The 24490-nt window shown below is 61.8% G+C and carries 19 protein-coding genes; 14 read left to right on the top strand and 5 right to left on the bottom strand.

Annotated elements, in window-relative coordinates:
• Positions 1-14 precede the first annotated feature (14 nt).
• The 9 genes from C4N04_RS14925 to C4N04_RS14885 all read left to right on the top strand — a co-directional run bounded on the left by C4N04_RS14925 (position 15) and on the right by C4N04_RS14885 (position 11697).
• A complete protein-coding gene (locus tag C4N04_RS14925) occupies positions 15-917 on the top strand; it encodes a 3-keto-5-aminohexanoate cleavage protein (protein WP_096763847.1) in 903 nt (300 codons plus the stop codon).
• Between the two features lie 7 nt (positions 918-924).
• A complete protein-coding gene (locus C4N04_RS14920) occupies positions 925-2415 on the top strand; it encodes a carnitine 3-dehydrogenase (RefSeq protein ID WP_106796395.1) in 1491 nt (496 codons plus the stop codon).
• A gap of 10 nt (positions 2416-2425) precedes the next feature.
• Positions 2426-3586: an acyl-CoA dehydrogenase family protein gene (locus C4N04_RS14915; protein WP_106796394.1), complete on the top strand. Its 1161-nt coding sequence runs from the start codon at positions 2426-2428 to the stop codon at positions 3584-3586.
• 4 nt (positions 3587-3590) lie between these two features.
• Positions 3591-5645, top strand: a complete 2055-nt coding sequence (locus C4N04_RS14910) for an acetate--CoA ligase family protein (protein WP_106796393.1) — start codon at positions 3591-3593, stop codon at positions 5643-5645.
• A 7-nt stretch (positions 5646-5652) separates the two neighbouring features.
• Entirely contained in the window at positions 5653-6435 is a 783-nt protein-coding gene (locus C4N04_RS14905; RefSeq protein ID WP_106796392.1) for a carnitinyl-CoA dehydratase, read from the top strand.
• 118 nt (positions 6436-6553) lie between these two features.
• Positions 6554-8143 carry an ABC transporter substrate-binding protein gene (locus C4N04_RS14900; RefSeq protein WP_096763851.1) on the top strand — a complete coding sequence of 530 codons (1590 nt, stop codon included), beginning with the start codon at positions 6554-6556 and terminating at the stop codon, positions 8141-8143.
• Positions 8144-8241: 98 nt separating this feature from the next.
• The gene (locus C4N04_RS14895; RefSeq protein ID WP_096763852.1) at positions 8242-9249 is read left to right on the top strand and encodes an ABC transporter permease; all 1008 of its coding nucleotides are present in this window, start codon (positions 8242-8244) and stop codon (positions 9247-9249) included.
• The gene (locus C4N04_RS14890) at positions 9246-10073 is read left to right on the top strand and encodes an ABC transporter permease (protein ID WP_106796391.1); all 828 of its coding nucleotides are present in this window, start codon (positions 9246-9248) and stop codon (positions 10071-10073) included. The genes C4N04_RS14895 and C4N04_RS14890 overlap by 4 nt, the downstream gene beginning before the upstream one ends.
• Positions 10066-11697 (top strand): ABC transporter ATP-binding protein, encoded by a 1632-nt coding sequence (locus tag C4N04_RS14885; RefSeq protein ID WP_106796390.1) that lies wholly within the window; start codon positions 10066-10068, stop codon positions 11695-11697. Before C4N04_RS14890 ends, C4N04_RS14885 begins: the two co-directional genes overlap by 8 nt.
• 58 nt (positions 11698-11755) lie before the next feature.
• Here C4N04_RS14885 and C4N04_RS14880 read toward each other — a convergent pair whose 3' ends face one another.
• The gene (locus tag C4N04_RS14880; RefSeq protein ID WP_040113024.1) at positions 11756-12541 is read right to left on the bottom strand and encodes a helix-turn-helix transcriptional regulator; all 786 of its coding nucleotides are present in this window, start codon (positions 12539-12541) and stop codon (positions 11756-11758) included.
• A gap of 120 nt (positions 12542-12661) precedes the next feature.
• Between C4N04_RS14880 and C4N04_RS14875 the strand changes: the two genes are divergently transcribed.
• On the top strand, positions 12662-14242 hold the full coding sequence (locus C4N04_RS14875) for an ABC transporter substrate-binding protein (RefSeq protein WP_106796389.1): 1581 nt from the start codon (positions 12662-12664) through the stop codon (positions 14240-14242).
• A gap of 21 nt (positions 14243-14263) precedes the next feature.
• Positions 14264-16267 carry a CocE/NonD family hydrolase gene (locus C4N04_RS14870; RefSeq protein ID WP_106796388.1) on the top strand — a complete coding sequence of 668 codons (2004 nt, stop codon included), beginning with the start codon at positions 14264-14266 and terminating at the stop codon, positions 16265-16267.
• 3 nt (positions 16268-16270) lie between these two features.
• Here the strand turns inward: C4N04_RS14870 and C4N04_RS14865 are convergent, their stop codons facing one another.
• Positions 16271-17182, bottom strand: coding sequence for an alpha/beta hydrolase (locus tag C4N04_RS14865; RefSeq protein ID WP_096763857.1), 912 nt, complete (start codon positions 17180-17182; stop codon positions 16271-16273).
• A 241-nt stretch (positions 17183-17423) separates the two neighbouring features.
• Between C4N04_RS14865 and C4N04_RS14860 the strand changes: the two genes are divergently transcribed.
• Positions 17424-17948: an RNA polymerase sigma factor gene (locus tag C4N04_RS14860; protein ID WP_009985105.1), complete on the top strand. Its 525-nt coding sequence runs from the start codon at positions 17424-17426 to the stop codon at positions 17946-17948.
• Complete coding sequence (locus C4N04_RS14855) at positions 17945-20032, top strand: VWA domain-containing protein (protein WP_106796387.1); 2088 nt, start codon at positions 17945-17947, stop codon at positions 20030-20032. Before C4N04_RS14860 ends, C4N04_RS14855 begins: the two co-directional genes overlap by 4 nt.
• A gap of 280 nt (positions 20033-20312) precedes the next feature.
• On the opposite strand, the gene C4N04_RS14850 is transcribed toward C4N04_RS14855, so the two are convergent.
• Positions 20313-21239 (bottom strand): SMP-30/gluconolactonase/LRE family protein, encoded by a 927-nt coding sequence (locus C4N04_RS14850; protein ID WP_106796386.1) that lies wholly within the window; start codon positions 21237-21239, stop codon positions 20313-20315.
• 177 nt (positions 21240-21416) lie between these two features.
• On the opposite strand from C4N04_RS14850, the gene C4N04_RS14845 reads away from it, so the two are divergent.
• A complete protein-coding gene (locus C4N04_RS14845) occupies positions 21417-22487 on the top strand; it encodes a LacI family DNA-binding transcriptional regulator (RefSeq protein WP_096763860.1) in 1071 nt (356 codons plus the stop codon).
• An 11-nt stretch (positions 22488-22498) separates the two neighbouring features.
• On the opposite strand, the gene C4N04_RS14840 is transcribed toward C4N04_RS14845, so the two are convergent.
• Positions 22499-23530: an L-idonate 5-dehydrogenase gene (locus C4N04_RS14840; RefSeq protein WP_096763861.1), complete on the bottom strand. Its 1032-nt coding sequence runs from the start codon at positions 23528-23530 to the stop codon at positions 22499-22501.
• 10 nt (positions 23531-23540) lie between these two features.
• Positions 23541-24482, bottom strand: coding sequence for a 2-hydroxyacid dehydrogenase (locus C4N04_RS14835; RefSeq protein WP_106796385.1), 942 nt, complete (start codon positions 24480-24482; stop codon positions 23541-23543).
• Positions 24483-24490 lie beyond the last annotated feature (8 nt).

The following is a 24490-nucleotide window of genomic DNA, read 5'->3' as shown; positions in this document are numbered from 1 at the left end:
GGGAGAACAAGAATATGCCATTAGCGATGAACCGCGATGTTTTCATCACCTGCGCTGTCACCGGTGCCGGCGATACGGTTTCCAGATCCAGCCTTGTTCCCATCACTCCCAAGCAGATCGCGGATTCCGCGATCGACGCCGCCAAGGCTGGGGCGGCTGTCGTTCACTGCCATGTCCGTGATCCGGAAACGGGGGCCGCCAGCCGCCGCAACGATCTCTACAGGGAGGTGACCGAGCGCATCCGCTCGGCTGACATCGACGTTGTCCTCAATCTCACCGCCGGCATGGGCGGGGACCTGATCTTCGGCGATGTCGAAAGCCCCCTCCCCCTCAATCAGAAAGGCACCGACATGGCCGGCGCCAGTGAGCGCGTCAGCCATGTCGCCGAATGCCTGCCGGAGATCTGCACGCTCGACTGCGGCACGATGAACTTCAACCTCGGCGACTATGTCATGACCAACACGCCGGCCATGCTGCGGGCGATGGCGAAGAAGATGACGGATCTCGGCGTGCGGCCTGAGATCGAGGCCTTCGACACCGGCCATCTGTGGTTCGCCAAGCAGCTCGCCGAGGAAGGCCTGATCGAAGACCCGGTACTGATTCAGCTCTGCATGGGCATTCCATGGGGCGCGCCCGACGATCTCAACACTTTCATGGCGATGGTCAATAACGTGCCGCAGAGTTGGACCTTCTCGGCCTTTTCGATTGGCCGCAACGCCATGGCCTACCCGGCGGCAGCGGTTCTCGCCGGCGGCAACGTCCGCGTCGGACTTGAAGACAATCTCTTCATCGGCAAGGGTCAGCTCGCCACCAATGCGCAGCTCGTCGAAAAGGCGGTGCAGGTGGTGGAAGGCATGGGAGCGCGCATCATCGGACCGGAAGATGTGCGCAAGAAGCTGAAGCTGACGAAACGCTGAGGATATCATGACCAAGATCAGCAAGGCGGCCTGTATCGGCGGCGGCGTCATCGGCGGCGGATGGATTGCCCGTTTCCTGCTCGCCGGAATCGACGTCGATGTGTTCGACCCGCATCCGGAAGCAGGCCGCATTGTCGGAGAAGTGATCGCCAATGCCGAAAAAGCTTATGCCATGCTGACCGGCGCGCCACTGCCGCCGCGCGGCAGGCTCCGCTTCTGCCAGACGCTGGCGGAAGCCGTCGCAGATGCCGACTGGATCCAGGAAAGCGTGCCGGAAAGGCTCGACCTCAAGCGCGGCGTGCTGACCGAGATCGATGCCGCCGCGCGCCCCGGTGCCTTGATCGGCTCTTCCACCTCGGGCCTGCTGCCGACCGATCTGCAGCGCGACATGAGGCATCCTGAACGCCTCTTCGTCGCCCACCCCTATAATCCCGTCTATCTGCTGCCGCTCGTCGAAATTGTCGGCGGCGAGAAGACCTCGGCAGCGACCATCCGGGCGGCGATGGAAAGACTGCCGCCGATCGGCATGAAGGGCGTCCACATCGCCAAGGAGATTGAGGCCTTCGTCGGTGACCGGCTGCTCGAAGCGCTCTGGCGCGAGGCGCTCTGGCTCATCCACGACGACATCTGCACCGTCGAGACGCTCGACGACGTCATCCGCTATTCCTTCGGTTTGCGTTGGGCGCAGATGGGCCTGTTCCAGACCTACCGCATCGCCGGCGGTGAGGCCGGCATGCGCCATTTCCTCGCTCAGTTCGGCCCCTGCCTCGCCTGGCCCTGGACCAAGCTCACCGACGTCGTCGATCTCGACGATGCGCTGATCGAAAAGATCGGCCGGCAATCCGACGAACAGGCGTCCGGCCTTTCGATCCGTCAGCTTGAGCGAATCCGCGACGAAAATCTCGTTGGCATCCTGCAGGCGCTGAAGGGCGGCGACGGCGGCAAGGGCTGGGGCGCCGGCAAGCTGCTCAAGGATTTTGAGCAATCGCTCTGGGCGAATGGCGACGGTAAGACCATGCCCGCCGATCCTTCGAAGCCGCTGCGGCTTGTCGAAACCAAGGTGAGCTCTGCCTGGGTCGACTATAACGGCCATATGACCGAGCACCGCTATCTTCAGGTGTTCGGCGATACGTCCGACGCGCTGCTGCGTCTCGTTGGGGTCGACCTTGCCTATGTCGAGGCGGGGCACAGCTATTACACGGTGGAAAGCCATATCCGCCATCTCGGCGAGGCGAAGCTCGGCCAGGCGATCCATTCGGCCTGCCAGATCCTGACCGCCGACGAGAAGCGGCTGCATGTCTTCCACACATTGCGCGACACGGCGACGGGCGAGCTCATCGCAACCGCCGAGCAGATGCTGCTGCATGTCGACAGCAAGGAGGGCAAGGCAGTGGCGGCGCCCGCCGCCGTGCTCGAGAGGGTGAAGGCGATTGCCGCGGCCCATGCGGAGCTGGCGCTGCCCGAAGGCGCCGGGCGTCACGTCGGCCAGAGGCGGTAGGAGGATCGGCATGGATTTCGGTCTCAGTGCAGAACAGGAAATGATCGTCGAGACGGTCCGCGCTTTCGTCGAAACCGAGATCTCTCCGCATGAGAACGAGGTCGAGCGGACCGGCTTCGTTCCGCCGGAACTCGGGCGCGAGATTCAGCGCAAATGCATCGCTCTCGGCTTCTATGCCTGCAATTTCCCGGAGGAGGTCGGCGGCGCCGGCCTCGACCATGTCACCTTTACGCTGGTCGAGCGCGAACTCGGGCGCGGCTCGCTGGGTCTGACGGTCTTCTTCGGCCGTCCCTCCGGCATCCTGATGGCCTGCGAGGGCGAGCAGCGCGAGCGTTACCTGCTGCCGGCGGTGCGCGGCGAGAAGATCGACGCGCTTGCCATTACCGAGCCGGATGCCGGTTCCGATATGCGCGGCATGAAATGCGCCGCCCGCCGCGACGGCGCCGATTTCGTCCTCAACGGCACGAAACATTTCATCTCGCACGCGGATGTCGCCGATTTCGTCATCGTCTTTGCCGCCACCGGCGAGGAGGAAACGCCGAAAGGCATAAAGAAGAAGATCACCGCCTTCCTCGTCGATCGCGGCACGCCTGGATTCGAGATCCTGAAAGGCTACGATTCCGTTTCGCATCGCGGCTACCACAATAGTACCCTCAGCTTTACCGATTGCCGGATTCCCGAAGCCCAGGTGCTGGGCGAGGTGCATCGCGGCTTCGATATCGCCAATCAGTGGCTCTACGGCACGCGATTGACGGTTGCCGCTACCTGCGTCGGCCGGGCACGCCGTGTCTTCGAGATGGCCCTGCCCTATGCCGCCGAACGCAAGCAGTTCGGCCGGCCGATCGGCGCCAATCAGGGCGTCTCTTTCAAGCTCGCCGACATGATCACCGAGATCGACGCAGCCGAGTGGCTGACGCTTGCAGCCGCCTGGCGGCTCGATGCCGGCCTTTCCGCAGACCGGCAAATTGCCTCGGCCAAACTCTATGCCTCCGAAATGCTGGCCCGCGTGACCGACGAGGCAATCCAGATCTATGGCGGCATGGGTCTGATGGACGACCTGCCGCTTGCACGCTTCTGGCGCGATGCGCGTGTGGAGCGCATCTGGGACGGCACCTCGGAAATTCAGCGGCATATCATCAGCCGCGACCTGCTCCGGCCCTTGGGAGCATGAGCCGATGACATCCAGCCCGCTCGACCGCCTGCTCAGACCGCAAACGATCGCCGTCTTCGGCGGCCGCGAGGCGCGCCGGGTGATCGAGCAGTGCGACCACATGGGTTTTGCCGGCGAGATCTGGCCTGTTCATCCCAAATTGGACGAGGTGCTCGGGCGGCCCTGCTATCGCTCGCTCTCCGATCTGCCCGGCGCACCGGACGCGGCCTTCGTCGGCGTCAACCGAACCCTTACCGTCGACATCGTTCGCGGCCTTTCACGCGCCGGCGCCGGCGGCGCGGTTTGTTACGCATCGGGCTTCAGCGAGGCGACGGCGGAGCTTGCCGATGGCGCCGAACTGCAGCAGGCTCTTGTAGCGGCGGCCGGCGACATGCCGATCCTCGGGCCGAACTGCTACGGGTTCATCAACGGCCTCGATGGCGCGCTTCTCTGGCCCGACCAGCACGGCATGAAGCGTATCGAATGCGGTGTGGCGATCCTCACCCAGTCTTCCAATATCGCGATCAACCTGACCATGCAGACCCGCGGGCTGCCGATCGCCTATGTGGTTACGGTAGGCAACCAGGCACAGACATCGCTTGCGGATGTCGCCTGCGCGCTCATGGACGATCCGCGGGTCACGGCGGTCGGCCTGCACGTCGAAGGTTTCGGCGATCCCTCCGGCCTCGAAGGCCTGGCCACCATTGCCCGCCGGTTGAAGAAGCCGGTCGTCGTGCTAAAGGTCGGCAGGTCCGAGCAGGCAAGACATGCGGCGGTATCGCACACCGCCTCGCTTGCCGGCAGCGATGCGGTAGCCGACGCCGTGCTCGCCCGTCTCGGTATCGGTCGTGTCCACAGCCTGCCGGCGCTGCTCGAAACCCTGAAGCTGCTGCATGTCGCCGGTCCTCTCCCCGGCCATTCGATCTCGTCCATGAGTTGCTCCGGCGGCGAGGCTTCGCTGATGGCGGATGCCGCCGTCGGCCGCGATGTCGAATTCCCGGCCCTGCAGCCGCAGCAATTGCCGCGTCTGCGGCGGGTTCTCGGCGAGATGGTGACGCTCTCCAATCCGCTCGACTACCACACCTTCGTGTGGGGCGATTTCAACCGCCAGACAGAAGCCTTCAGCGCCATGTTCGCAGGCGGTTATGCCCTCAATCTCGTCGTCCTCGATTTCCCGCGGGGCGACCGCTGCGATGCGTCCGAATGGGCGACGACGGCGGATGCGGTCATCGCGGCGGCTTTCGCCACCGGCGCGCTGGCCGGTATTCTGGCGACCCTGCCCGAGAATATGCCGGAGCCGATCGCCGATCGACTGATGACCAATGGCATCGTCGCTTTCTCCGGTATCGATGAAACCATCGCTGCGGCGGAAGTCGCCGCCGGAATTGGCCAAGCTTGGAATAGCCCGCCTCCCCTGCCGCTGCTCGACGTCGCCCCCACAGCCGGCGAAATCGAGACGCTGACGGAGAGCGAGGCGAAGGCCGAGCTTGCCGCCTGCGGCCTCCCTGTTCCCTGGGGGCTGCAGGCTTTTTCTCCCCGCGAAGCCGCCGAGCAGGCCGAACGGCTCGGCTTCCCCGTTGTTCTGAAGGGGCTCGGCATAGCGCACAAGACCGAGGCAGGGGCTGTCGCGCTCAACCTCAGGAATTCGCAGGCGGTGTCGGATGCGGCAGCGGCCATGGCCTGCGATGCCGGTTATCTCGTCGAGAAGATGGTCGATCCTCCGGTCGCGGAACTCATCGTCGGCGCCACCCGCGATCCCGTCTTCGGATTGTCGCTGACATTGGGAGCGGGCGGAATTTTCGTCGAATTGCTCGAAGATTCCGTCATACTGCCGCTTCCGACGACGAAAACCGAGATCTATGCTGCGATTTCGCGTCTCAAGATTGCGAGATTGATTCATGGCTATCGCGGCCGGCCAAGGGGCGATCTCGAAGCCACCGTCGCTGCTGTCGCAGCTACGGCAGAATATGTCGTAACGAATGCGGTGCGCCTGGAGGAACTGGACCTTAATCCCTTGATGGTTCTTCCCGAAGGGCTGGGTGTTGCTGCTGTTGATGCTCTCATACGGCGAAGGAGGTAGCACAGGTTTGAGCGACCATATTGGCACACGACGTGACGGCGGCGTGTTGGAAGTCGTCATCGACCGGCCGAAGGCGAACGCCATCGACCTTGCGACCAGCCGTGCCATGGGATTGATCTTCCGGGATTTTCGCGACGATCCTGAGTTGCGCGTCGCCATCGTCACGGGCGCCGGCGAAAAATTCTTCTGCGCCGGATGGGATCTGAAGGCTGCTGCATCAGGCGATGCGGTCGACGGCGATTACGGTGTGGGCGGCTTCGGCGGATTGCAGGAGCTGCGCGACTTGAACAAGCCCGTCATCGCAGCTGTCAACGGTATCTGTTGCGGCGGCGGACTGGAGATAGCGCTTTCGGCCGACCTGATCATCGCCGCCGATCATGCGAGTTTTGCCCTGCCGGAAATCCGTTCGGGCACCGTTGCCGATGCGGCTTCGATCAAGCTGCCGAAGCGCATCCCCTACCATATCGCCATGGACATGCTTTTGACCGGGCGTTGGCTCGACGTGCACGAGGCGCATCGCTGGGGTTTCGTCAATGAGGTTGTGCCGGCCGAACGGCTGATGGAGAGAGCCTGGGAGCTCGCCCGCCTACTCGAAAGCGGGCCGCCGCTCGTCTATGCGGCCATCAAGGAGATTGTGCGCGAAGCGGAGGGTTCGACGTTCCAGACTGCCATGAACAAGATCACCAAGCGGCAGTTTGCAACGGTCGACAGGCTCTATTCGAGCGAAGACCAATTGGAAGGCGCGCGGGCCTTTGCCGAGAAGCGAAGCCCTATTTGGAAAGGAAAGTAAGAGGCGGCGGCAACCGCAGCATTTTCCCGCATGATGCGGGCACCGGAGGTGGAGAGGAAACCGCCTGCCGATCCTGCCCGAAAGTTCTGTCAACGCACCACAAAGAAGGAACAGGGGAATGAACGACTATAGCAAATATCTCACAAGCCGCGTCACTGCAGGCGGATTGAGCCGCCGAGAATTCATGGGACGCGCCATGGCGGCCGGCATCACCCTTGCCGTCGCCGACAAGCTCTTCACCGAAAGTGCCGAAGCCGCCGAACCGAAGCGCGGCGGCCACTTGAAGCTCGGCCTCGAAGGCGGGGCCGCCACCGATTCCAAGGATCCGGCGAAGTTCCTGTCGCAGGTCATGTTCTGCATCGGCCGCTGCTGGGGCGACATGCTGGTCGAATCCGATCCGCTGACGGGTGCCGCCGTGCCCGCACTTGCCGAATCTTGGGAGCCCTCGAAGGATGCCGTGACCTGGACCTTCAAGATCCGCAAGGGCGTCAAGTTCCACGATGGCAAGGAACTGACGATCGACGACGTCGTTGCGACGCTGAAGCGTCACACCGATGCGAAGTCGGAATCCGGCGCGCTCGGCGTGCTCGGTTCGATCAAAGAGATCAAGGCAGACGGCGGCAACCTTGTGCTGACGCTCAGCGAAGGCAATGCCGACATGCCGCTGCTGCTGTCGGACTACCATCTGGTCATCCAGCCGAATGGCGGCGTCGACGATCCGCTGGCCTCGATCGGCACCGGCCCCTACAAGATGACGAGCTTCGAGCCCGGCGTCCGGGCGACATTCGAAAAGAACAAGGACGACTGGCGCACGGACCGAGGCTACGTCGACTCGATCGAGATCATCGGCATGAACGACGCCACCGCCCGTATCGCCGCACTGTCGTCCGGCCAGGTGCACTACATCAACCGCGTCGATCCGAAGACCGTCAACCTCCTGAAACGCGCCCCCAACGTCGAGATCCTCTCGACTGCCGGCCGCGGCCATTACGTCTTCATCATGCATTGCGACAAGGCGCCGTTCGATAACAACGATCTGCGCCTGGCGCTCAAATACGCCATGGACCGCGAGACCATGGTGGAGAAGATCCTCGGCGGCTACGGCAAGGTCGGCAACGACTTCCCGATCAACTCCACCTATGCGCTGTTCCCCGAGGGCATCGAGCAACGCGTCTACGATCCCGACAAGGCAGCTTTCCACTACAAGAAGTCGGGCCATAGCGGCTCGGTGCTGCTGCGCACCTCCGAAGTCGCCTTTCCCGGCGGCGTCGATGCGGCCGTCCTCTATCAGGAAAGCTGCAAGAAGGCCGGCATCGAGATCGAGGTCAAGCGCGAACCGGGCGACGGCTACTGGACCAATGTCTGGAACGTCCAGCCCTTCTCGACCTCCTATTGGGGTGGCCGTCCGACGCAGGACCAAATGTATTCCACCGCCTATCTCTCGACGGCGGACTGGAACGACACCAAGTTCAAGCGTCCCGACTTCGACAAGCTGCTGTTGCAGGCCCGCTCCGAGCTTGATGAAGCCAAGCGCAAGGACATGTATCGTACGATGGCAATGATGGTGCGCGATGAAGGCGGCGTGATCCTGCCGATGTTCAACGACTTCGTGAACGCCTCGACCAAGCAGGTGAAGGGCTATGTCCACGATATCGGCAACGACATGTCGAACGGTTACGTCGCAACCCGCGTCTGGCTGGACGCCTGATGGCAAGGGGCGCAGCGCCCCTCCGATCTCCGACGAAGCTGGGACCGTGGGAAGAAAACCCGCGGTCCTTCCCGACGTTTTAGCCAAAGGCATTTGCCATGACCAACCCTGCCCCAAGCAATATCTTGCCGGGCCTGAGGCTCCGGCAGCGTTTTCCGTTGCTTGTCCTCATCCTCGAGCGCTTCGTGCTCAGCATTATTCTACTTTTTGCCGTCTCCATCCTGATCTTCGGCGGGCTCGAAGCCCTCCCTGGCGATTTTGCCACCACCTATCTCGGTCAGTCGGCAACGCCGCAGGCGGTTGCCAATATCCGCCAGGATCTCGGACTGGACCGCCCGGTGACGACCCGTTACGTCGAATGGCTCGGCAATGCCGTCCAGGGTGACTTCGGCACCTCCTGGGCCAGCAAAAATTCGGTGAGCGAACAGATCGGCAAACGTCTCGGCAATTCGCTCTTCCTGGCGGGGTTTGCGGCGGTGATTTCGGTGCCGCTCGCTGTCGGTCTCGGCATGTTCTCGGTGCATTTCCGCAACCGCATGCCGGATAAGATCATCAACGTGATCTCGCTTGCGGCGATCTCGCTGCCGGAATTCTTCATCGGCTACCTGCTGATCCTCTTCTTCGCCGTGAAGTTCGGCATGGCGACCTTTCCGGCGACCGTCTATGACAGCATGGGCTTCGCCGAGCGGCTGAAGGCGATCGCGCTGCCGACCGCTACCCTCGTGCTTGTCGTACTGGCTCATATGATGCGCATGACGCGGGCTGCGATCCTCTCGGTGATGTCGTCGGCCTATATGGAGACCGCCGAGCTTAAAGGTCTCAGCGCCTTCCGCGCGATCGTCAAGCACGCCGCCCCCAACGCGCTGGCGCCGATCATCAATGTCGTCGCATTGAACCTCGCCTATCTCGTGGTCGGCGTCGTCGTCGTCGAAGTGGTCTTCGTCTATCCCGGCATGGGGCAATATATGGTCGACGCGGTCACGGTGCGCGACATGCCCGTGGTGCAGGCCTGCGGCCTGATCTTCGCGGCCGTCTACATTTTCCTCAATATGATCGCCGACATTCTTGCGATCATTGCCAATCCCCGGCTGAGGCATCCGCGATGAGAGCAAGAGACATTCCCATCACCGCCTGGATCGGCATGGCAGGTATCGCCATCGCCTTCATCTTCGCCGTCTTCGCGCCCTGGATCGCGCCTTACGGGGAGACCCAGGTCGTCGGTGACGTCTGGCAGCTGCCTGACGATAAATACATCTTCGGACTCGATAATCTCGGCCGCGACATCCTCTCGCGGCTGATCTATGGAGCGCGCACGACGCTCCTGGTCGCCTCCGCCGCCACCATCATCTCCTTCTCGCTCGGCGTCATTCTGAGCTTCACCGCGGCCGTCTCCCGCGGCATCATCGACACGGTATTTTCGCGTTTCAATGATTTGATGATGTCGATCCCGACGCTGATCTTCGCGCTGGTGGTGCTGGCGGTGCTGCCGCAAAACCTCGTCGTACTGATCCTCGTCATGGCGATCCTCGATTCCACCCGTGTCTACCGCCTCGGCCGCGCTGTAGCGCTCGATGTTGCAGTGATGGAATTCGTCGAGGCGGCCAAGCTGCGCGGCGAAGGCAAGCTCTGGATCATCTTTAGCGAGATCCTGCCGAACACGCTGTCGCCGCTGCTGGCCGAGTTCGGACTGCGCTTCGCCTTCTCGATCCTCTTCCTCTCGACGTTGTCCTTCCTCGGCCTCGGCATTCAGCCGCCGGCGGCCGACTGGGGCGGCATGGTCAAGGACAATAAGGATGGCATCATCTTCGGTATTTCGGCAGCACTGGTGCCGGGCACGGCGATCGCGACGCTTGCCATCTGCGTCAACCTCGTCGTCGACTGGCTCCTGAAACGCACATCCAGCCTCAAGGGAGGGCGAGGCGATGCCTGAGCTTCTTTCCGTTCGCAATCTCAAAATCGAAGCGACGAGCTACCCGCCCGGTGAAGCGCCTAAGCGGGTAACGATCGTCGACGGCGTTTCTTTCGACCTGCAGAAGGGCAAGGTTCTCGGCCTGATCGGAGAGTCGGGCGCGGGCAAGTCGACGATCGGCCTCTCGGCGCTTGCCTACGGCCGCGGCGGCGCCGAAATCACCGGCGGCGAGGTGCTGCTCGCCGGCACCGATATTCTGGCACTGGGGAAAAACGGCATCCGGAAAATCCGCGGCGCACGGGTCTGCTACGTCGCGCAATCGGCTGCCGCCGCCTTCAATCCGGCGCATAGGCTCGGCGATCAGGTGATCGAAGCATCCGTCAAGCATGGATTGATGAGCAGGGAGGAGGCGCGCAAACGTGCGCTTTATCTCTTCCGTGTCCTCGGCCTGCCCAATCCTGAGAGTTTCGGCGAACGCTTCGCCCACCAGGTCTCCGGCGGTCAGCTGCAGCGCGCGATGACGGCAATGGCGCTCTGCTCGAATCCTGAACTCATCGTCTTCGACGAGCCGACCACGGCGCTTGACGTGACCACGCAGATCGACGTGCTGGCAGCGATCAAGCATGCGATCGAGGAGACCCATACGGCCGCCCTCTACATTACCCACGATCTTGCCGTCGTTGCCCAGATTTCCGACGACATCATGGTCCTGCGCTATGGCAAGCAGGTGGAGTATGGAAGCGTTCAGCAGATCATCGAAGCGCCGCGACAGGACTATACCCGGGCGCTCGTCAATGTCAGGCAGGCCTATCGCGAGGAAGCCGCCGATCAGTCCGCCGCGCTTCTCAAAGTGGAGAATGTCAGCGCCGAATATTCCAACGGCTTCAAGGTGCTGCACGATGTTTCGCTGCATGTGCCGAAGGGGCAGACGCTTGCCGTCGTCGGCGAATCCGGTTCCGGTAAGTCGACCTTGGCACGCGTCATTACCGGTCTCTTGCCGCCGAGCAGCGGGCGCGTCATCTTTGCCGGCAAGCCGCTGATGCCCGGTCTCAAGAGCCGGCCGAACGACGATCTCAGGCGCATCCAGCTGATCTATCAGATGGCCGATACGGCGATGAACCCGCGTCAGACGGTGCGCGACATCATCGGCCGGCCGCTGACATTCTATTACGGCCTGAGAGGTGGGGCGAAAACCGCACGGGTGAAGGAGCTGCTCGACCAGATCGAAATGGGCAACGGCTTCATCGATCGCTACCCGGCCGAATTGTCCGGCGGTCAGAAGCAGCGTGTGGCGATCGCCCGAGCCCTTGCCGCCAAGCCCGAACTCATCCTCTGCGACGAGCCGACTTCGGCGCTCGATCCGCTGGTGGCGGAGGGTATCCTCAAACTGCTGCTGCGCCTGCAGCAGGAAGAACAGCTATCCTATGTCTTCATCACCCATGACATTGCGATCGTCCGGGCGATCGCCGACAGCGTGGCGGTGATGCATCACGGCAGGCTGGTGCGGTTCGGGCCGAAATCGACGGCGCTATCGCCGCCCTTCGACGACTACACCGACCTGTTGCTGAAATCCGTACCCGAGATGGAGATCGGCTGGCTGGAGCGGGTGCTGACGACGCGAAAGATGGCAAGCGCCGGGAATTGAAGGCTCGAAATCTTCCGGCACTCATCCGGATATGATGGCTTCGTTGAAATCGGTGTCTTCAATACTCTGCCGGCACCGCATACACTTCCGCGGATGGATCTGCGAGGAACGAGCGCACCGTCGGTGGCAGCTGGCGTGAAGACAGCGGCAGTGGTCCGCAACGCGACAGAAGCTCGCGCAGGTTGGGCTCGGCGCCGACATGCCGCCAGATCATCCGCGACGCATACGGGAGATTTTCCCGTCGCCACGAAACTCCCATTGTCGTCCCGCGCAGATAGAAGCGCTGGTACTCATCGAATGGCAGGAGAATCGTCTGTGACAGTACCGGATTCGGGCCGACGACTCGCTCCGTAATGAAGATCCGGTTTCGATAGAAGGCCGCAAGGCCGACATATTTCGAAAACTGCTGGATGCCGTTTCCAGCGTCCCGCAGACGCTCCATTGATTTGACATGCACAAGCCCACCCTTCTCCACAAAGCGGCTGCACGAACAGACAACCATTCCCGGCCAGGACGGCGAGCGATGATAGGTCTGGAAATAGCCGATATGGCGCCGGAGCGCGGCCAGATCGCCCGGGAACGCCTTTAATAGTTCCGAACTTTGATTGAGGTCTAGACTCGGTTTGCGAAGCCGCTCGCGAAAGAGCCTGGGAGCGAGACCAAAGTCGGCTGCATCGAGATCGAAATACTTGGCTATGCGCGCGAGATTATGGGCAGACGGCCTCGTCTGGCCGTTGATATATCTATTGAATTGCTGCCGGTTGATGTCGATCACGCGGCAAAGATGCGAAATGGAACGCTGCGTGGCACAGGCGATCTTGAGGTTCTCGACTAGGTGAGGCATCGGCGGTTCCGTCTTAATGATAGTAGCGTAAACTCGCTCAAAGATGCGTCAAGTCGCGAAATTGCGTGAAGCAGCCTGATCTCTACGTTCCCTTCCAATTACGTTGAAAAGGGAACTGAAATGACACGTGAAAAGGATCAAACTTCGCCTCTGAGTATCGGCCGCCGTCACTTCGTTGGCGGTGCCGTCGCGCTGGGTGCTTTGCCAGCCCTCACCTCCGGCCTCCTGATGCCGCGCGATGCCCGCGCGCAGGAAGCGAAGCGCGGTGGTCATCTGAAACTCGGTCTCAAGGGCGGCGCCACCAGTGATGCGCTCGACCCCGCGACCTATAGCGCCTCCGTGTTGTTCGTAATTGGCCGTCTCTGGGGCGACACACTTGTCGAATCCGACACTAAGACCGGTACGCCCTTGCCGTCGCTGGCGACTTCCTGGACGCCATCGGCGGACGCATCCGTCTGGACTTTCAAAATCAGGAACGACGTGCAGTTTCACGACGGCAGCAAGATGACCGTCGCGGACATCGTCGCGACATTGAAGCGACATGCGGACAAGATTTCGCAGTCGGGCGCTCTGGGGCTCATGGCCTCGATCACCGGTATCGACGAAAAAGCGGGCGACCTTGTCCTCACACTTTCGGAAGGCAATGCGGACCTGCCTTTGCTTTTGACCGACTATCACCTGATCATCCAACCGAAGGGCGGCCTCGACAAGCCTGCGGCGGCCATCGGTACAGGTCCTTACATTCTAAAAAGCTTCGAACCGGGCGTTCACGCAACCTTCGAAAAAAACCCGAAGGATTGGCGCTCCGACCGCGGCTTTGTCGACAGTGTCGAGATCCTCGTCATCAACGACAACACCGCCCGCGTTGCCGCACTTGCCTCCGGCCAAGTCCATTTCGTCAACAATGTCGATCCCAAGACAGTCCCGATGCTGCAGCGAGCACCGACCGTCGAAATCCTCCGGAATGCAGGCAAGGGCTTCTATTGTTTCCTAATGCATTGCGACATGGCTCCCTTCGACAACACCGATCTTCGGCTTGCGCTGAAATATGCCATCGATCGTCAGGCGATCCTCGAGATGGTTCTGGGCGGCTACGGAGCGATCGGCAACGACTATCCGGTCAATTCCAACTACGCTCTCGCCCCGACCGATATCGAGCAGCGCCCTTATGATCCAGACAAAGCCGCCTTCCACTTCAAGAAAGCGGGTCTCGACCGCTCCATTCAGCTGCTCACGTCAGACGCAGCCTTTCCGGGCGCTGTGGATGCGGCGATCCTGTTCCAGCAAAGCGCGCGCAAGGCCGGCATCACGATCGACGTCAAGCGCGAACCGGAAGACGGCTACTGGACCAATGTCTGGAACAAGCAGCCCTTCTGCGCCTCGTTCTGGGGCGGTCGTCCGACCCAGGATTCGCGGTATTCCACCTCTTACCTGTCGACTGCAGAATGGAACGACACGCGTTTCAAGCGCCCTGACTTCGACAAATTGGTTCTGCAAGCAAGGTCAGAACTCGATGAGGCCAAGCGCAAGGTGCTTTATCGGCAATTGGCCCTGATGGTGCGAGACGATGGCGGTCTGATCCTGCCCGTCTTCAACGACTACATCATGGCCTCTTCGAAAATGCTGAAGGGATATGTCGACGATATCGGCAACGATATGTCCAACGGCTACATCGGCAGCCGCGTGTGGCTTAATGCCTAAAGCTCTTCTGGATATATGACAATGTCAGACCGCAGCTTCACAACCATCGAAAATCAGTGGATCACCTTGAAGGATGGAACGCGGCTTGCGGCGCGCATCTGGATGCCCGAGGGCGCGGAGAACGATCCCGTGCCGTCGGTCTTCGAGTTCCTGCCCTACCGCAAGCGGGACGGGACCAGCCCCCGGGACGAGTCGACCTATCCGGTCTTCGCCGCCGCCGGCATTGCCGGGGTGCGCGTCGATATCCGCGGTTCGGGGGAATCCGACGGCGTCATCGACGGCGAATATACCGAGCGTGAGCTTGCCGATGCCTGCGAGCTGATCGCCTGGATTGCGGCGCAGCCGTGGTCGAACGGCGCGGTCGGCATGATGGGTATCTCCTGGGGCGGCTTCAACAGCCTGCAGGTCGCAGCCCTGCGCCCACCGGCGCTCAAAGCCGTCATCTCGATCGCCTCGACCGTCGACCGCTACAATGACGATATCCACTATAAGAACGGCTGCCATCTCTCCGCCCAGCTCTCATGGGCGGCGACGATGCTTGGCTACCAGTCACGTCCTCCCGATCCGGCACTTGTCGGCGAGCGCTGGAAGGAGATGTGGCTTGAGCGCCTGGCAGGCGAACCCTTTTTCATGGAGGAGTGGCTGACCCATCAGCGGCGCGATGACTTCTGGCGTCACGGCTCGATCTCAGAGGACTTTTCGAGCGTCGAAATCCCGGCGCTCGTGATTGCCGGCTGGGCCGACGGCTATCGCAATACCCCGCTGATGGCGGTCGAGGGTCTGGGCGACAAGGCGAAGGCGCTGATCGGCCCCTGGGTGCACAAATATCCGCATTTCGCCTGGCCGAAGCCGCGCGCCAATTTCCATGCCGAAGCGATCGCCTGGTGGAACAGATGGCTGCGTGGCGAAGATAACGGCATCGACAGGCTGCCGCCGGCCCGCGCCTATATTCTCGATGCCGTCCGCCCGGCGCCGCGGCGTGACAGCGATCCTGGTTTCTGGGTGGCTAAGGACAGCTGGTCGCCGCCGAAGATGCAATGCTTCTATGTCGAGCAATTCGGCAGGCTGACGGAGGGCATGCCGATCCCGCATGCGCCGGAGCATCCGGTCTATCTGAGTTCTCCCCTCGATACCGGCACGGCATCCGGTGAATATTTCACCCTCAAGCCCGACGCCGAAATGGCGATCGATCAACGCACTGACGACGCCGGCTCGCTGGTCTTCGATACGATGCCGCTGGCGCGGGATCACGACTATCTCGGCCGGCCGGTGCTGACGCTTGCGCTGCGATCCCGGGCAACGAGCGGAAATCTCTGCGCCCGGCTCGTCGATGTTCATCCTGACGGCACGGCAACGCGGGTCGCCTTCGGCGCCGTCAACCTCACCCATCGCGACGGCAACGCTGATCCGAAACCACTGACCGCGGGCGAGACGGTGTCGCTCCGGCTTGTGCTCGATGCCTGCGGTTATCGCTTCCGCAAGGGCCATCGCATCCGCCTTTCGCTTTCCACCGCCTATTGGCCGATGATCCTGCCGCCGCCGGAACACGAAGGGTTCGATATCGATATTGCCTCGCTTGGTCTTGGGCTGCCGATGCTTGGCGAACACAGGAGCATTGAAATCGACGAACCGGCCAATCCCGATCCTTTACCGAAATATATCGAGCATGCCGCCGCCGCGACCAAACGACAGGTCGTCCGTGACCTTTCGTCCAACCGCACGAAATATCGCATTCATGAGGATACGGGGCTCTACGAACATCCTGAGACCGGCCTGTCGACCCGGCAGTTGCGGGAGGAAGTCTGGTCGATCTCACCCAATGATCCGCTGTCGATGACAGGGATTTCGACCTGGACCTGCGACATGCGGCGCGCCGGCTGGTTCGTCCGCACCGTCGCAACTGCGCGGATTGCCTGCACGGCGACCGATTGGATCATAAGCGCCATCGTCACGGCATTCGAGGATGACGTGCAGATCTTCGAAAAGGTCTTCGCGGAAAAGAAGATCGCCCGCGACCTGATGTGATCGTCAGGCGGTCGCAAAATGCCGGACGGCCTCGCAGATCGCGCGAAAGCCGTCCTTGGCGCCATCGCTCATGTGGCGGGCGCGCAGCCAGGCATGCACCATCTGCGGCTCCTCCCGGAATGAGACCACGATGCCCTCAGCAGCCAGCCGGGCGGCATATTGCCGGCCGTCGTCGCGCAGCGGATCGAAATGCGCGACCGTGATGAAGGCCGGCGGCAGCCCGGCAAGCGACGGCGCCTGCAGCGGCTCGGCGATCGCACTATTGTCAGGCGCCTGCAGGATCGTGCGATAATAGGTGACATCCGCCGTTGTCAGGCCGGGCGCCGCAGCCATTTCGACATAGGAACCCGCGGCAAGATCGCCGCCGAGCGCCGGGTAGATCAGCACCTGGCCGACGACGCCTGATAGCTCCTCATTGCGTGCGCGCAAGGCAAGGCCGGCCGCAAGATTGCCGCCGGCGCTGTCGCCGATCAGCACGACCTTGCTCCCGGCGGAAAGCAGATGTTTCAGCACGGCAAAACCGTCATCCGTCTGCGCCGGCCAGCGATATTCGGGCGCGAGCCGATAATCGACCGAGACGAGTTCCGCGCCGGCGAAATCGGCGATCTCGGCGCAAATGGCATGATGGCTCTCAAGCGAACCGACCACAAAACCGCCGCCATGAAGATAGAGCAGAATGGTGCGCGTGACGATTTTGCGCGGTCGGTAGCGCCGGATCGGTATGCGCTGAACCATACCGTCCGCAAAGATCATATCCGGGGGGAGCGGTCGGTCGAAGCGCGCGCAAAGAGCATCGTACCAATGCCGCTGCTGTTCGATCGACGCCTCGATCGCATCCGGCGGATAAAAAGCATCGCAAATTGCGAGAAATTGCAGGATGCCCTTTTCGGTGGGGACAGGCGTTGGAGCGGACATTGAGGGTCCTTTCGATTTGGAACATGCAGATCCATGTCCCTGGCCGACTCTGCCGTCATCTTGCGCCTTTGCGATGGAACCGATGTGTCCGGCAGCGACCCGTTTATGTCGCGGCGCTCGATTATTTCGAGCCCATTCAAAATTCGCAAAATTTTTTTGGCGTGGACCCAAGGAAAGCTATCGGAGAAACGTCTCAATCCCGAAATAGCATCTTGCTTGATAGCTTGGGGGTAGGTGCGCATTGGATGCGGAGCTCATAGAACGAGCGCAGGGAGGTGACCGGGAGGCCTTCGGGCAACTGGTCTCGCGCCATTATGATTTCGTTCACGCGACGGCATGGCGATGGTCGGGCAGTTCCACCGACGCTGACGATATCGCCCAGGAGGTCTGCGTCAAGCTCGGCGCGGCCATCCGCGGCTTTCGCGGCGCCAGCCGCTTCAGGACATGGCTCTACACGCTGACGCTCAACGCCGCCCGCGACCATAGACGCAGACTTGCACGGGAAGAGCAGACATTCCGTGCTTACGCCGCCGAACCGCAGCAGGATGCGCCGGGCGGAAACGACGACGAGCTGTCGAGCGCATTATGGGCGGCCGTGCGCGCTTTGCCGGAACGGCAATGCGACGCCGTGCTGCTCGTCTATGGCGAAGGCCTCAGCCATTCGGCGGCCGCCGATGTCATGGGCTGCTCGGAAACGACCGTGTCCTGGCAGGTGCACGAGGCGCGCAAGAGGCTGAAGGCCATGCTCGGCAAGGAAGAGGTATGATGGACAAGGAACTCGAAAAGCTCTCCCGCCTGACACCGCCGGCAGCCGATCCGCAGGCGCGTGCACGCGCCCTTGCGGCGGCGATTCAGGCCTTCGACAGCGCAGAAAATAATGCGGCGGCAGCCCAAGGAAACGCGAAAGGCTGGCGTCCAAGCTCCATCATCAACCTGATATGGAGCCCTGCCGTGAACAAGAAATTCCTCGCCGGTTCAGCCCTTGCGACGCTGCTCGTCATTCCCGCCGCCGGCTATCTCACCTTCGAGCTGACCCGCAACCAACCGATTATCGACCAGGAAAGGATCGCCGGCACTGTTTCGAAAAAGGAAATGCCGATACCGACTGGCCGGCCGGCCGCGCCCGCGCTTTCCGAAGCGGTGACCGAAGAGAACCGGCTGCCCCAATCCGCGGCGGCCGACAGCGCTCAAGCCTTGCAGGACAAGGAGCAGGCGGTCGCGGCGCGGAAATCTGATCTCAATTCCGACGACATCTCCGCCCTCTTAAATAGGCCGGGTGGTACAATGTCCGAAGGGGCCAAACGCTCTGTTGCACCAAGTGCCGCTGCTCCCCAGCAGCAGCTGGCGGAGCCGATGGCCGTCGCCCCCTCGCCTGCTCCGCCGACGGAAAGCAGTATGCAGGTTCAAGTCGATTCCAGTCGCGAGCGCTTTGCCAATGCTGCGGCAAATCCGATCAAGAGTGTCGCGACCGATCCGGTCTCGACCTTCTCCGCCGATGTCGACAGCGCCTCCTATTCCTTCGTCCGCCGATCGCTCACCGGCGGGGCAATGCCCGATCCGCAATCGGTGCGCGTCGAGGAGATGATCAATTATTTCCCCTATGATTGGCCGAGGCCTGAAAATGCCGAGCAGCCATTCAAGGCGACCGTGACCGTGATGCCGACACCGTGGAACCACGACACGGAACTGATGCATGTGGCGATCAAGGGCTACGACATCGCGCCGGCGACCGCACCGCATGCCAATCTGGTCTTCCTGATCGATGTTTCTGGTTCGATGGACGAGCCTGACAAGCTGCCGCTGCTGAAAAGTTCCTTCCGCCTGCTGGTCAACAGGCTGAAGGCCGACGATACCGTCGCCATCGTCACCTATGCCGGCAATGCCGGCACGGTGCTCGAGCCGACGCGGGTGTCGGAAAGAGCGAAAATCCTCTCGGCGATCGACAGGTTGGAGGCTGGAGGCTCGACTGGCGGTGCCGAGGGCATCGAGGCGGCCTACGATCTTGCCCAAAAGGCTTTCGTCAAGGACGGCGTCAATCGGGTGATGCTGGCGACGGACGGCGACTTCAATGTCGGCCCGTCGAGCGACGAGGATCTGAAACGCATTATCGAGGAGAAGCGCAAGGAGGGCATCTTCCTCACCGTTCTCGGCTTCGGTCGCGGCAATCTCAACGATTCCCTGATGCAGACGCTGGCCCAGAACGGCAATGGCAGCGCCGCCTATATCGACACGCTCGCGGAGGCGCAGAAGACGCTGGTCGAAGAGGCCGGATCGACGCTGTTTCCGATCGCCAAGGACGTCAAGTTCCAGGTCGAGTTCAACCCGGAACGGATCGCCGAATACCGGCTGATCGGCTACGAGACACGCGCCCTCAAACGCGAGGATTTCAACAATGACCGCGTCGATGCCGGTGATATCGGCTCCGGCCACAGCGTCACGGCGATCTACGAGATCACGCCCAAGGGAAGCCCCGCGGTGATGAACGACGACCTGCGTTATGGCGCCGCCGATAGGGCATCGGCGGAGACACCAAGCAGCGCGCATCAGGGCGAGCTTGCCTTCGTTAAGATGCGCTACAAGCGGCCGGGCGAAGACAAGAGCACCTTGATCACCACGCCCGTCGACGACAACAACAAGGTTGCCACCATCGATGCTGCGCCGCAGGACGTCCGCTTCTCGGTGGCCGTTGCCGCCTTCGGCCAGAAACTGAGCCGCACCAGTGCCCTCGACGCCTATTCCTATCAGGCGATCGGCGATCTCGCCGCGGCATCGCGGGGGGCGGATGCCTTCGGCTACAGATCCGATTTCCTGGGTCTCGTCAGGTTGGCTGACGGCCTCAGTCAGCGATGAGGAGAGAAGCACGGCAACGGGCCGCCTGAAAAAGGCGGCCCTGGCTGCTGGGCGTTTGAAGATTAAGCTGGATTTTCAGTGGACGAGGAGCTTCGCCTTCAGTCTGTGGGCTGATAATCAATATGGTCAATCAGCCCACAGTATGAAACAGAGGCCCACCAATACAGGTCGTGGGCTGAGGAACAGAAAAAAGGTGCGGACTGCCGCACGCTTGTCGGTTGCTTCGCAGGTCGACCACCCCACTCAACGCCTCACCCCGAGAACGGAACGACAGCCGGCTCTATCCCAGTCTCGAGCCGTTGGCCGTCAGATACACGGCATAGAGCGACGTGGTTGCGGTGATGAAGAGGCGGTTTCGTTTCTCGCCGCCGAAAGCGACATTGGAGACGATCTCGGGAATCTGGATCTTGCCGATCAGCGTGCCATCTGGATCATAGCAGTGCACACCGTCGCCGGCGCTCGTCCATATCCTTCCCTTCCGGTCGACGCGAAAACCATCGAAAAATCCCGCGGTGCATTCGGCAAAAATGCCGAGATCGGTGAGCTTTCCATCACCCGATACAGCAAGCTTTCTGATATGGCGCGGACCGCCGGATAGGTGCGTCCCGCCGGTATCGGCGACATAAAGCACGGTTTCGTCGGGAGAAAACGCCAGCCCGTTCGGCTTGATGAAATCCGAAGTCATCCGATCGGTTGCGCCTGTTGCCGGATCATGCCGGTAGACGTGGCATCCGCCGATTTCCTCTTCGCCGTAGTCTCCCTCATAATCGTGGAGGATGCCGTAGCTCGGGTCGGTGAACCAGACGGTGCCATCGGATTTGACTGTGACGTCGTTGGGCGAGTTAAGCCGTTTGCCGGCAATCCGATTGGCCAGCACGGTAATCCCGCCGTCGAAATCGGTTCGCGTGACGCGGCGCGTCAGATGCTCGCAGGTGATCAGCCGGCCCTGATTGTCGACCGTGTTGCCGTTGGAGTTGTTGCTGGGCGAGCGGAAGACAGATGTCTGCCCGCTTGTATCGTCGTAGCGCATGAGGCGGTTGTTGGGGATATCGGAGAAGATCAGGTAGCGCCCGGCGGCAAACCAGGCCGGCCCCTCCAGCCAGCGGCCGCCCGTCCAAAGCCGCTCGACGCGCGCATGGCCGACGAAGCAGTTTTCAAAGCGCGGGTCGAGCACCTCGAACCCCGTACCCTCGATTTCCCCGAACATGACGCCTCTCCTCGCAAAAATTGTTATCGATACCATTTTGTCCTGCTTTGTGTCCTACGTACAGAGCAGTGGACTGTGAAACGCGGCACTCCAGCAATAATATCCATTGTGCGATGATAGCGATAACTTTATCGTATCCTCAGTTGCCAACTCGGAAGCTGTTTAAGGGCGGGGCTAGTGAAAAACGAGGATGAGCCAAAAGACAAACGTCCTAAGGGAGGAGACGCCCAGAAGCTGACAATGGCCGAAGTCGCCAAATATGTCGGTGTATCGGCCATGACCGTTTCGCGCGCCTTTCGCCAGGATGCAAGCGTTTCCGAAGAGACGCGGAAGCGCATCATGGAAGCGGTCGATGCGCTCGGTTACGTCATCGATCTCTCGGCCGGCAGCCTTTCCTCGCGCCGCAGCGGCTTCATCGCGGCGCTCGTGCCCTCCATCAACAATTCGAACTTCTCCGACACCGCCCGCGGAATCACCGATGCGTTGGAGAATACCGGCCTTCAGCTTTTGCTCGGCTACACCGACTATGCCGCCGAGAAAGAGGAGAAGCTGATCGAAGCGATGCTGCGCCGGCGCCCCGAGGGTATCATCCTGACAGGCGGCTCGCATACCGACCGGGCGCGGCGCATGCTTGATAAGGCTGGCATTCCGGTGGTTGAAACCTGGGAAATTCCAGAAGAGCCGATCAATCATGTCGTCGGCTTTTCCAATAGCGAGGCGATGTCGCTGCTGGTCCGGACGCTTGCAAGCCAAGGCTATCGGCGGTTCGGCTATATCGGGGGAACGACGGCGCGCGATACGCGCGGCAGCCAGCGCCGAAGCGGGTTTTTAAAGACCGTCGACGAACTGGGATTGGGACCGGGCAGGGCGATTTCCTTCGGCGTGCCGCCAATCACCATGGAACAGGGCGGCCAGGCGGTGATGAGCCTCCTGGAGCGCTGGCCGGACACGGAAGTCGTTCTCTGCGTCTCCGACCTTTCAGCCTTCGGTGCGATCATGGAATGCAAGCGCAGGGGAATGCGCGTGCCTGAAGATATCGCCATTGCCGGTTTCGGCGACTACGAGATCTCGTCGATCTGTCATCCCAGCATCACCACGATCAATGTCGACTGTTACGGCATCGGCCGTCAGGCCGCCGTCCGCCTGCTCGATGCCCTGCAGGCGGGCGGCGAGGCGACCGGCGACGAGATCATACTGACCGGCTATAGGGTCGTGTTGCGCGAGAGCACGGATCGAAGCGCCCGGTAATCCGTGCCTTGTCAGAAGGCGATCTGGACTTTCATCGACTTGCTGCGGTCGCTTGCCAATTCAAAGGCGGCGACGGCCTCATCGATCTTAAAGACACCTGTCAGCAGCGGCTTCAGATCGACGCGTCGCGCGTTGATCAGCTCGACGGCAAGCGCAAATTCCTCGTGAAAGCGGAATGTTCCGCGCATCTCGATTTCCTTGGCGACGATCATGTTCTGCGGGATGGAGACATCGCCGCCAAGGCCGAGTTGCACGAGAACGGCACGGGGCTTCAGCACTTCCAGACCGGCGCGCACCGCCCGCTCATTGCCCGATGCTTCGAACATGACGTCGAAATATCCCTTGTCGGCGCCGTAGGCGGCGAGGTCGGCGGCATGCGTCGCGACATTGATCGTTCGATCCGCACCGCTGGTGCGGGCGATCGCCAGAACGCTGTCGGTCACATCGGTCGCGACGATTTCGCGGGCGCCGAGAACGCGCGCAGCAACGATCGCCAGCATGCCGATCGGGCCGCAGCCGGTGACGAGCACCCGTTTACCCAGCAGTGATCCGGCGCGGCTGGCGGCATGCAGCGTCACGGCGAAGGGTTCGGCGAAGGCCGCTTCGTGAATGGAGATGCCGTCGGCGACCTTGTGGCATTGCCAGCGCTCCGCCACCAGCCGCTGGCGAAAGCCGCCCTGAATATGCGGCATCGGCATGGCGCTGCCGTAAAAGCGCATGTTGAGGCAGTGGTTCTGCTGTCCCTTCAGGCAATATTGGCAATGATTGCACGGCCGGCTCGGAGACACCGCAACACGGTCTCCGACGACAAGATCGCTCACGCCGGCACCCAGCGCTTTGACCGTGCCGGCGATCTCATGGCCGAGGATCATCGGCTCGCGCAGGCGCACGGTGCCGAAGCCGCCATGATTGTAATAATGCAGGTCGGAGCCGCAGATGCCGCCGGCTTCGATGGCAATCTCAACCTGCCCCTCTCCGGCAACCTCCGGTTGGCGCTCCTCGATCCTGAGATCCTTGGCGGCATGAATGACGATGGCTTTCATAGCGAAACCCTCACACGACGGGAGTTGGAAGCGGGTTGCCGGCAAAATGCGCGGCGAGATTGTCTCTGACCAGTTGACCCATGGCCTTGCGGGTTTCGACGGTACCGGAGCCATGATGGGGCTGCAACACCACGTTTTGAAGCGTCAGGAAACGCGCATCGATCTTCGGTTCGTTGAGGAAGACGTCGAGGCCGGCAGCCTGAATGGTGCCGTTCTGCAGGGCCGCGATCAGCGCCTCTTCATCGACGGTGGTCCCGCGCGAAACATTGATCAGCATGCCGTTGGGACCGAGCGCTTTCAGCACTTCGGCATTGATGATCTTCATCGTCGCCTGTCCGCCGGGGACGATGACGATCAGGAAATCGGCCCAATCGGCAAGCGCCACCAGGTCCGGCTGGTAGGCATAGGCGACATCCTTGTGCTCATTGCGGGCAAAATAGGCGATGTCGCAGCCGAAAGCGTCAGCCCGCCTGGCGATTGCTTTGCCGATCCGCCCCATGCCGGCGAGCCCGACCTTCTTGCCGGAGACCCGCGTTACCAGCGGCATGGCGACATTGCCCCACTGGCCGGCGCGGACGAAACCATCGGCCTGCGGAATCTGCCGGGCCGTCGCAAGCAGCAGGCCGATGGCGATGTCGGCCACGTCCTCGGTCAGCACATCGGGGGTATTGGTGACGCGAAGGCCGTTGGCGCGGGCATAGGACAAGTCGATAGCGTCGGTGCCGACGCCGTAGCAGGAGACGATCTCCAGCTTCGGCAATTGCTTCATCAGCTCGGCGGAGGCGCCGAGTTCACCGCGCGTCGCGATGGCGCGAATATCCTTGCCGACCCTTGCGAGCAGCTCCTGCCGGTCTGTCGCTTCCCACAGGCGGTGAACGCAATACTTCGCCTCCAGATCGACCATATCCCATTCCGGATAGGCTCCGGTCATCAAGATCTCTACCTCAGGCATTCCGTCTC

It is taken from the genome of Rhizobium sp. H4, from assembly GCF_003013335.1.
Classification (GTDB): Bacteria; Pseudomonadota; Alphaproteobacteria; order Rhizobiales; family Rhizobiaceae; genus Rhizobium; species Rhizobium sophoriradicis.
Note: the sequence above shows the minus strand (reverse complement) of the source record. Positions and strands in the feature narration are given on the sequence as shown.

Excerpts from the sequence above, each read along its gene's own strand:
- C4N04_RS14925 (WP_096763847.1), top strand. The coding sequence starts at position 15 with ATGCCATTAGCGATGAACCGCGATGTTTTCATCACCTGCGCTGTCACC.
- C4N04_RS14920 (WP_106796395.1), top strand. The coding sequence starts at position 925 with ATGACCAAGATCAGCAAGGCGGCCTGTATCGGCGGCGGCGTCATCGGC.
- C4N04_RS14915 (WP_106796394.1), top strand. The coding sequence starts at position 2,426 with ATGGATTTCGGTCTCAGTGCAGAACAGGAAATGATCGTCGAGACGGTC.
- C4N04_RS14910 (WP_106796393.1), top strand. The coding sequence starts at position 3,591 with ATGACATCCAGCCCGCTCGACCGCCTGCTCAGACCGCAAACGATCGCC.
- C4N04_RS14900 (WP_096763851.1), top strand. The coding sequence starts at position 6,554 with ATGAACGACTATAGCAAATATCTCACAAGCCGCGTCACTGCAGGCGGA.
- C4N04_RS14895 (WP_096763852.1), top strand. The coding sequence starts at position 8,242 with ATGACCAACCCTGCCCCAAGCAATATCTTGCCGGGCCTGAGGCTCCGG.
- C4N04_RS14890 (WP_106796391.1), top strand. The coding sequence starts at position 9,246 with ATGAGAGCAAGAGACATTCCCATCACCGCCTGGATCGGCATGGCAGGT.
- C4N04_RS14885 (WP_106796390.1), top strand. The coding sequence starts at position 10,066 with ATGCCTGAGCTTCTTTCCGTTCGCAATCTCAAAATCGAAGCGACGAGC.
- C4N04_RS14880 (WP_040113024.1), bottom strand. The coding sequence starts at position 12,541 with ATGCCTCACCTAGTCGAGAACCTCAAGATCGCCTGTGCCACGCAGCGT.
- C4N04_RS14875 (WP_106796389.1), top strand. The coding sequence starts at position 12,662 with ATGACACGTGAAAAGGATCAAACTTCGCCTCTGAGTATCGGCCGCCGT.
- C4N04_RS14870 (WP_106796388.1), top strand. The coding sequence starts at position 14,264 with ATGTCAGACCGCAGCTTCACAACCATCGAAAATCAGTGGATCACCTTG.
- C4N04_RS14865 (WP_096763857.1), bottom strand. The coding sequence starts at position 17,182 with ATGTCCGCTCCAACGCCTGTCCCCACCGAAAAGGGCATCCTGCAATTT.
- C4N04_RS14855 (WP_106796387.1), top strand. The coding sequence starts at position 17,945 with ATGATGGACAAGGAACTCGAAAAGCTCTCCCGCCTGACACCGCCGGCA.
- C4N04_RS14850 (WP_106796386.1), bottom strand. The coding sequence starts at position 21,239 with ATGTTCGGGGAAATCGAGGGTACGGGGTTCGAGGTGCTCGACCCGCGC.
- C4N04_RS14840 (WP_096763861.1), bottom strand. The coding sequence starts at position 23,530 with ATGAAAGCCATCGTCATTCATGCCGCCAAGGATCTCAGGATCGAGGAG.
- C4N04_RS14835 (WP_106796385.1), bottom strand. The coding sequence starts at position 24,482 with ATGCCTGAGGTAGAGATCTTGATGACCGGAGCCTATCCGGAATGGGAT.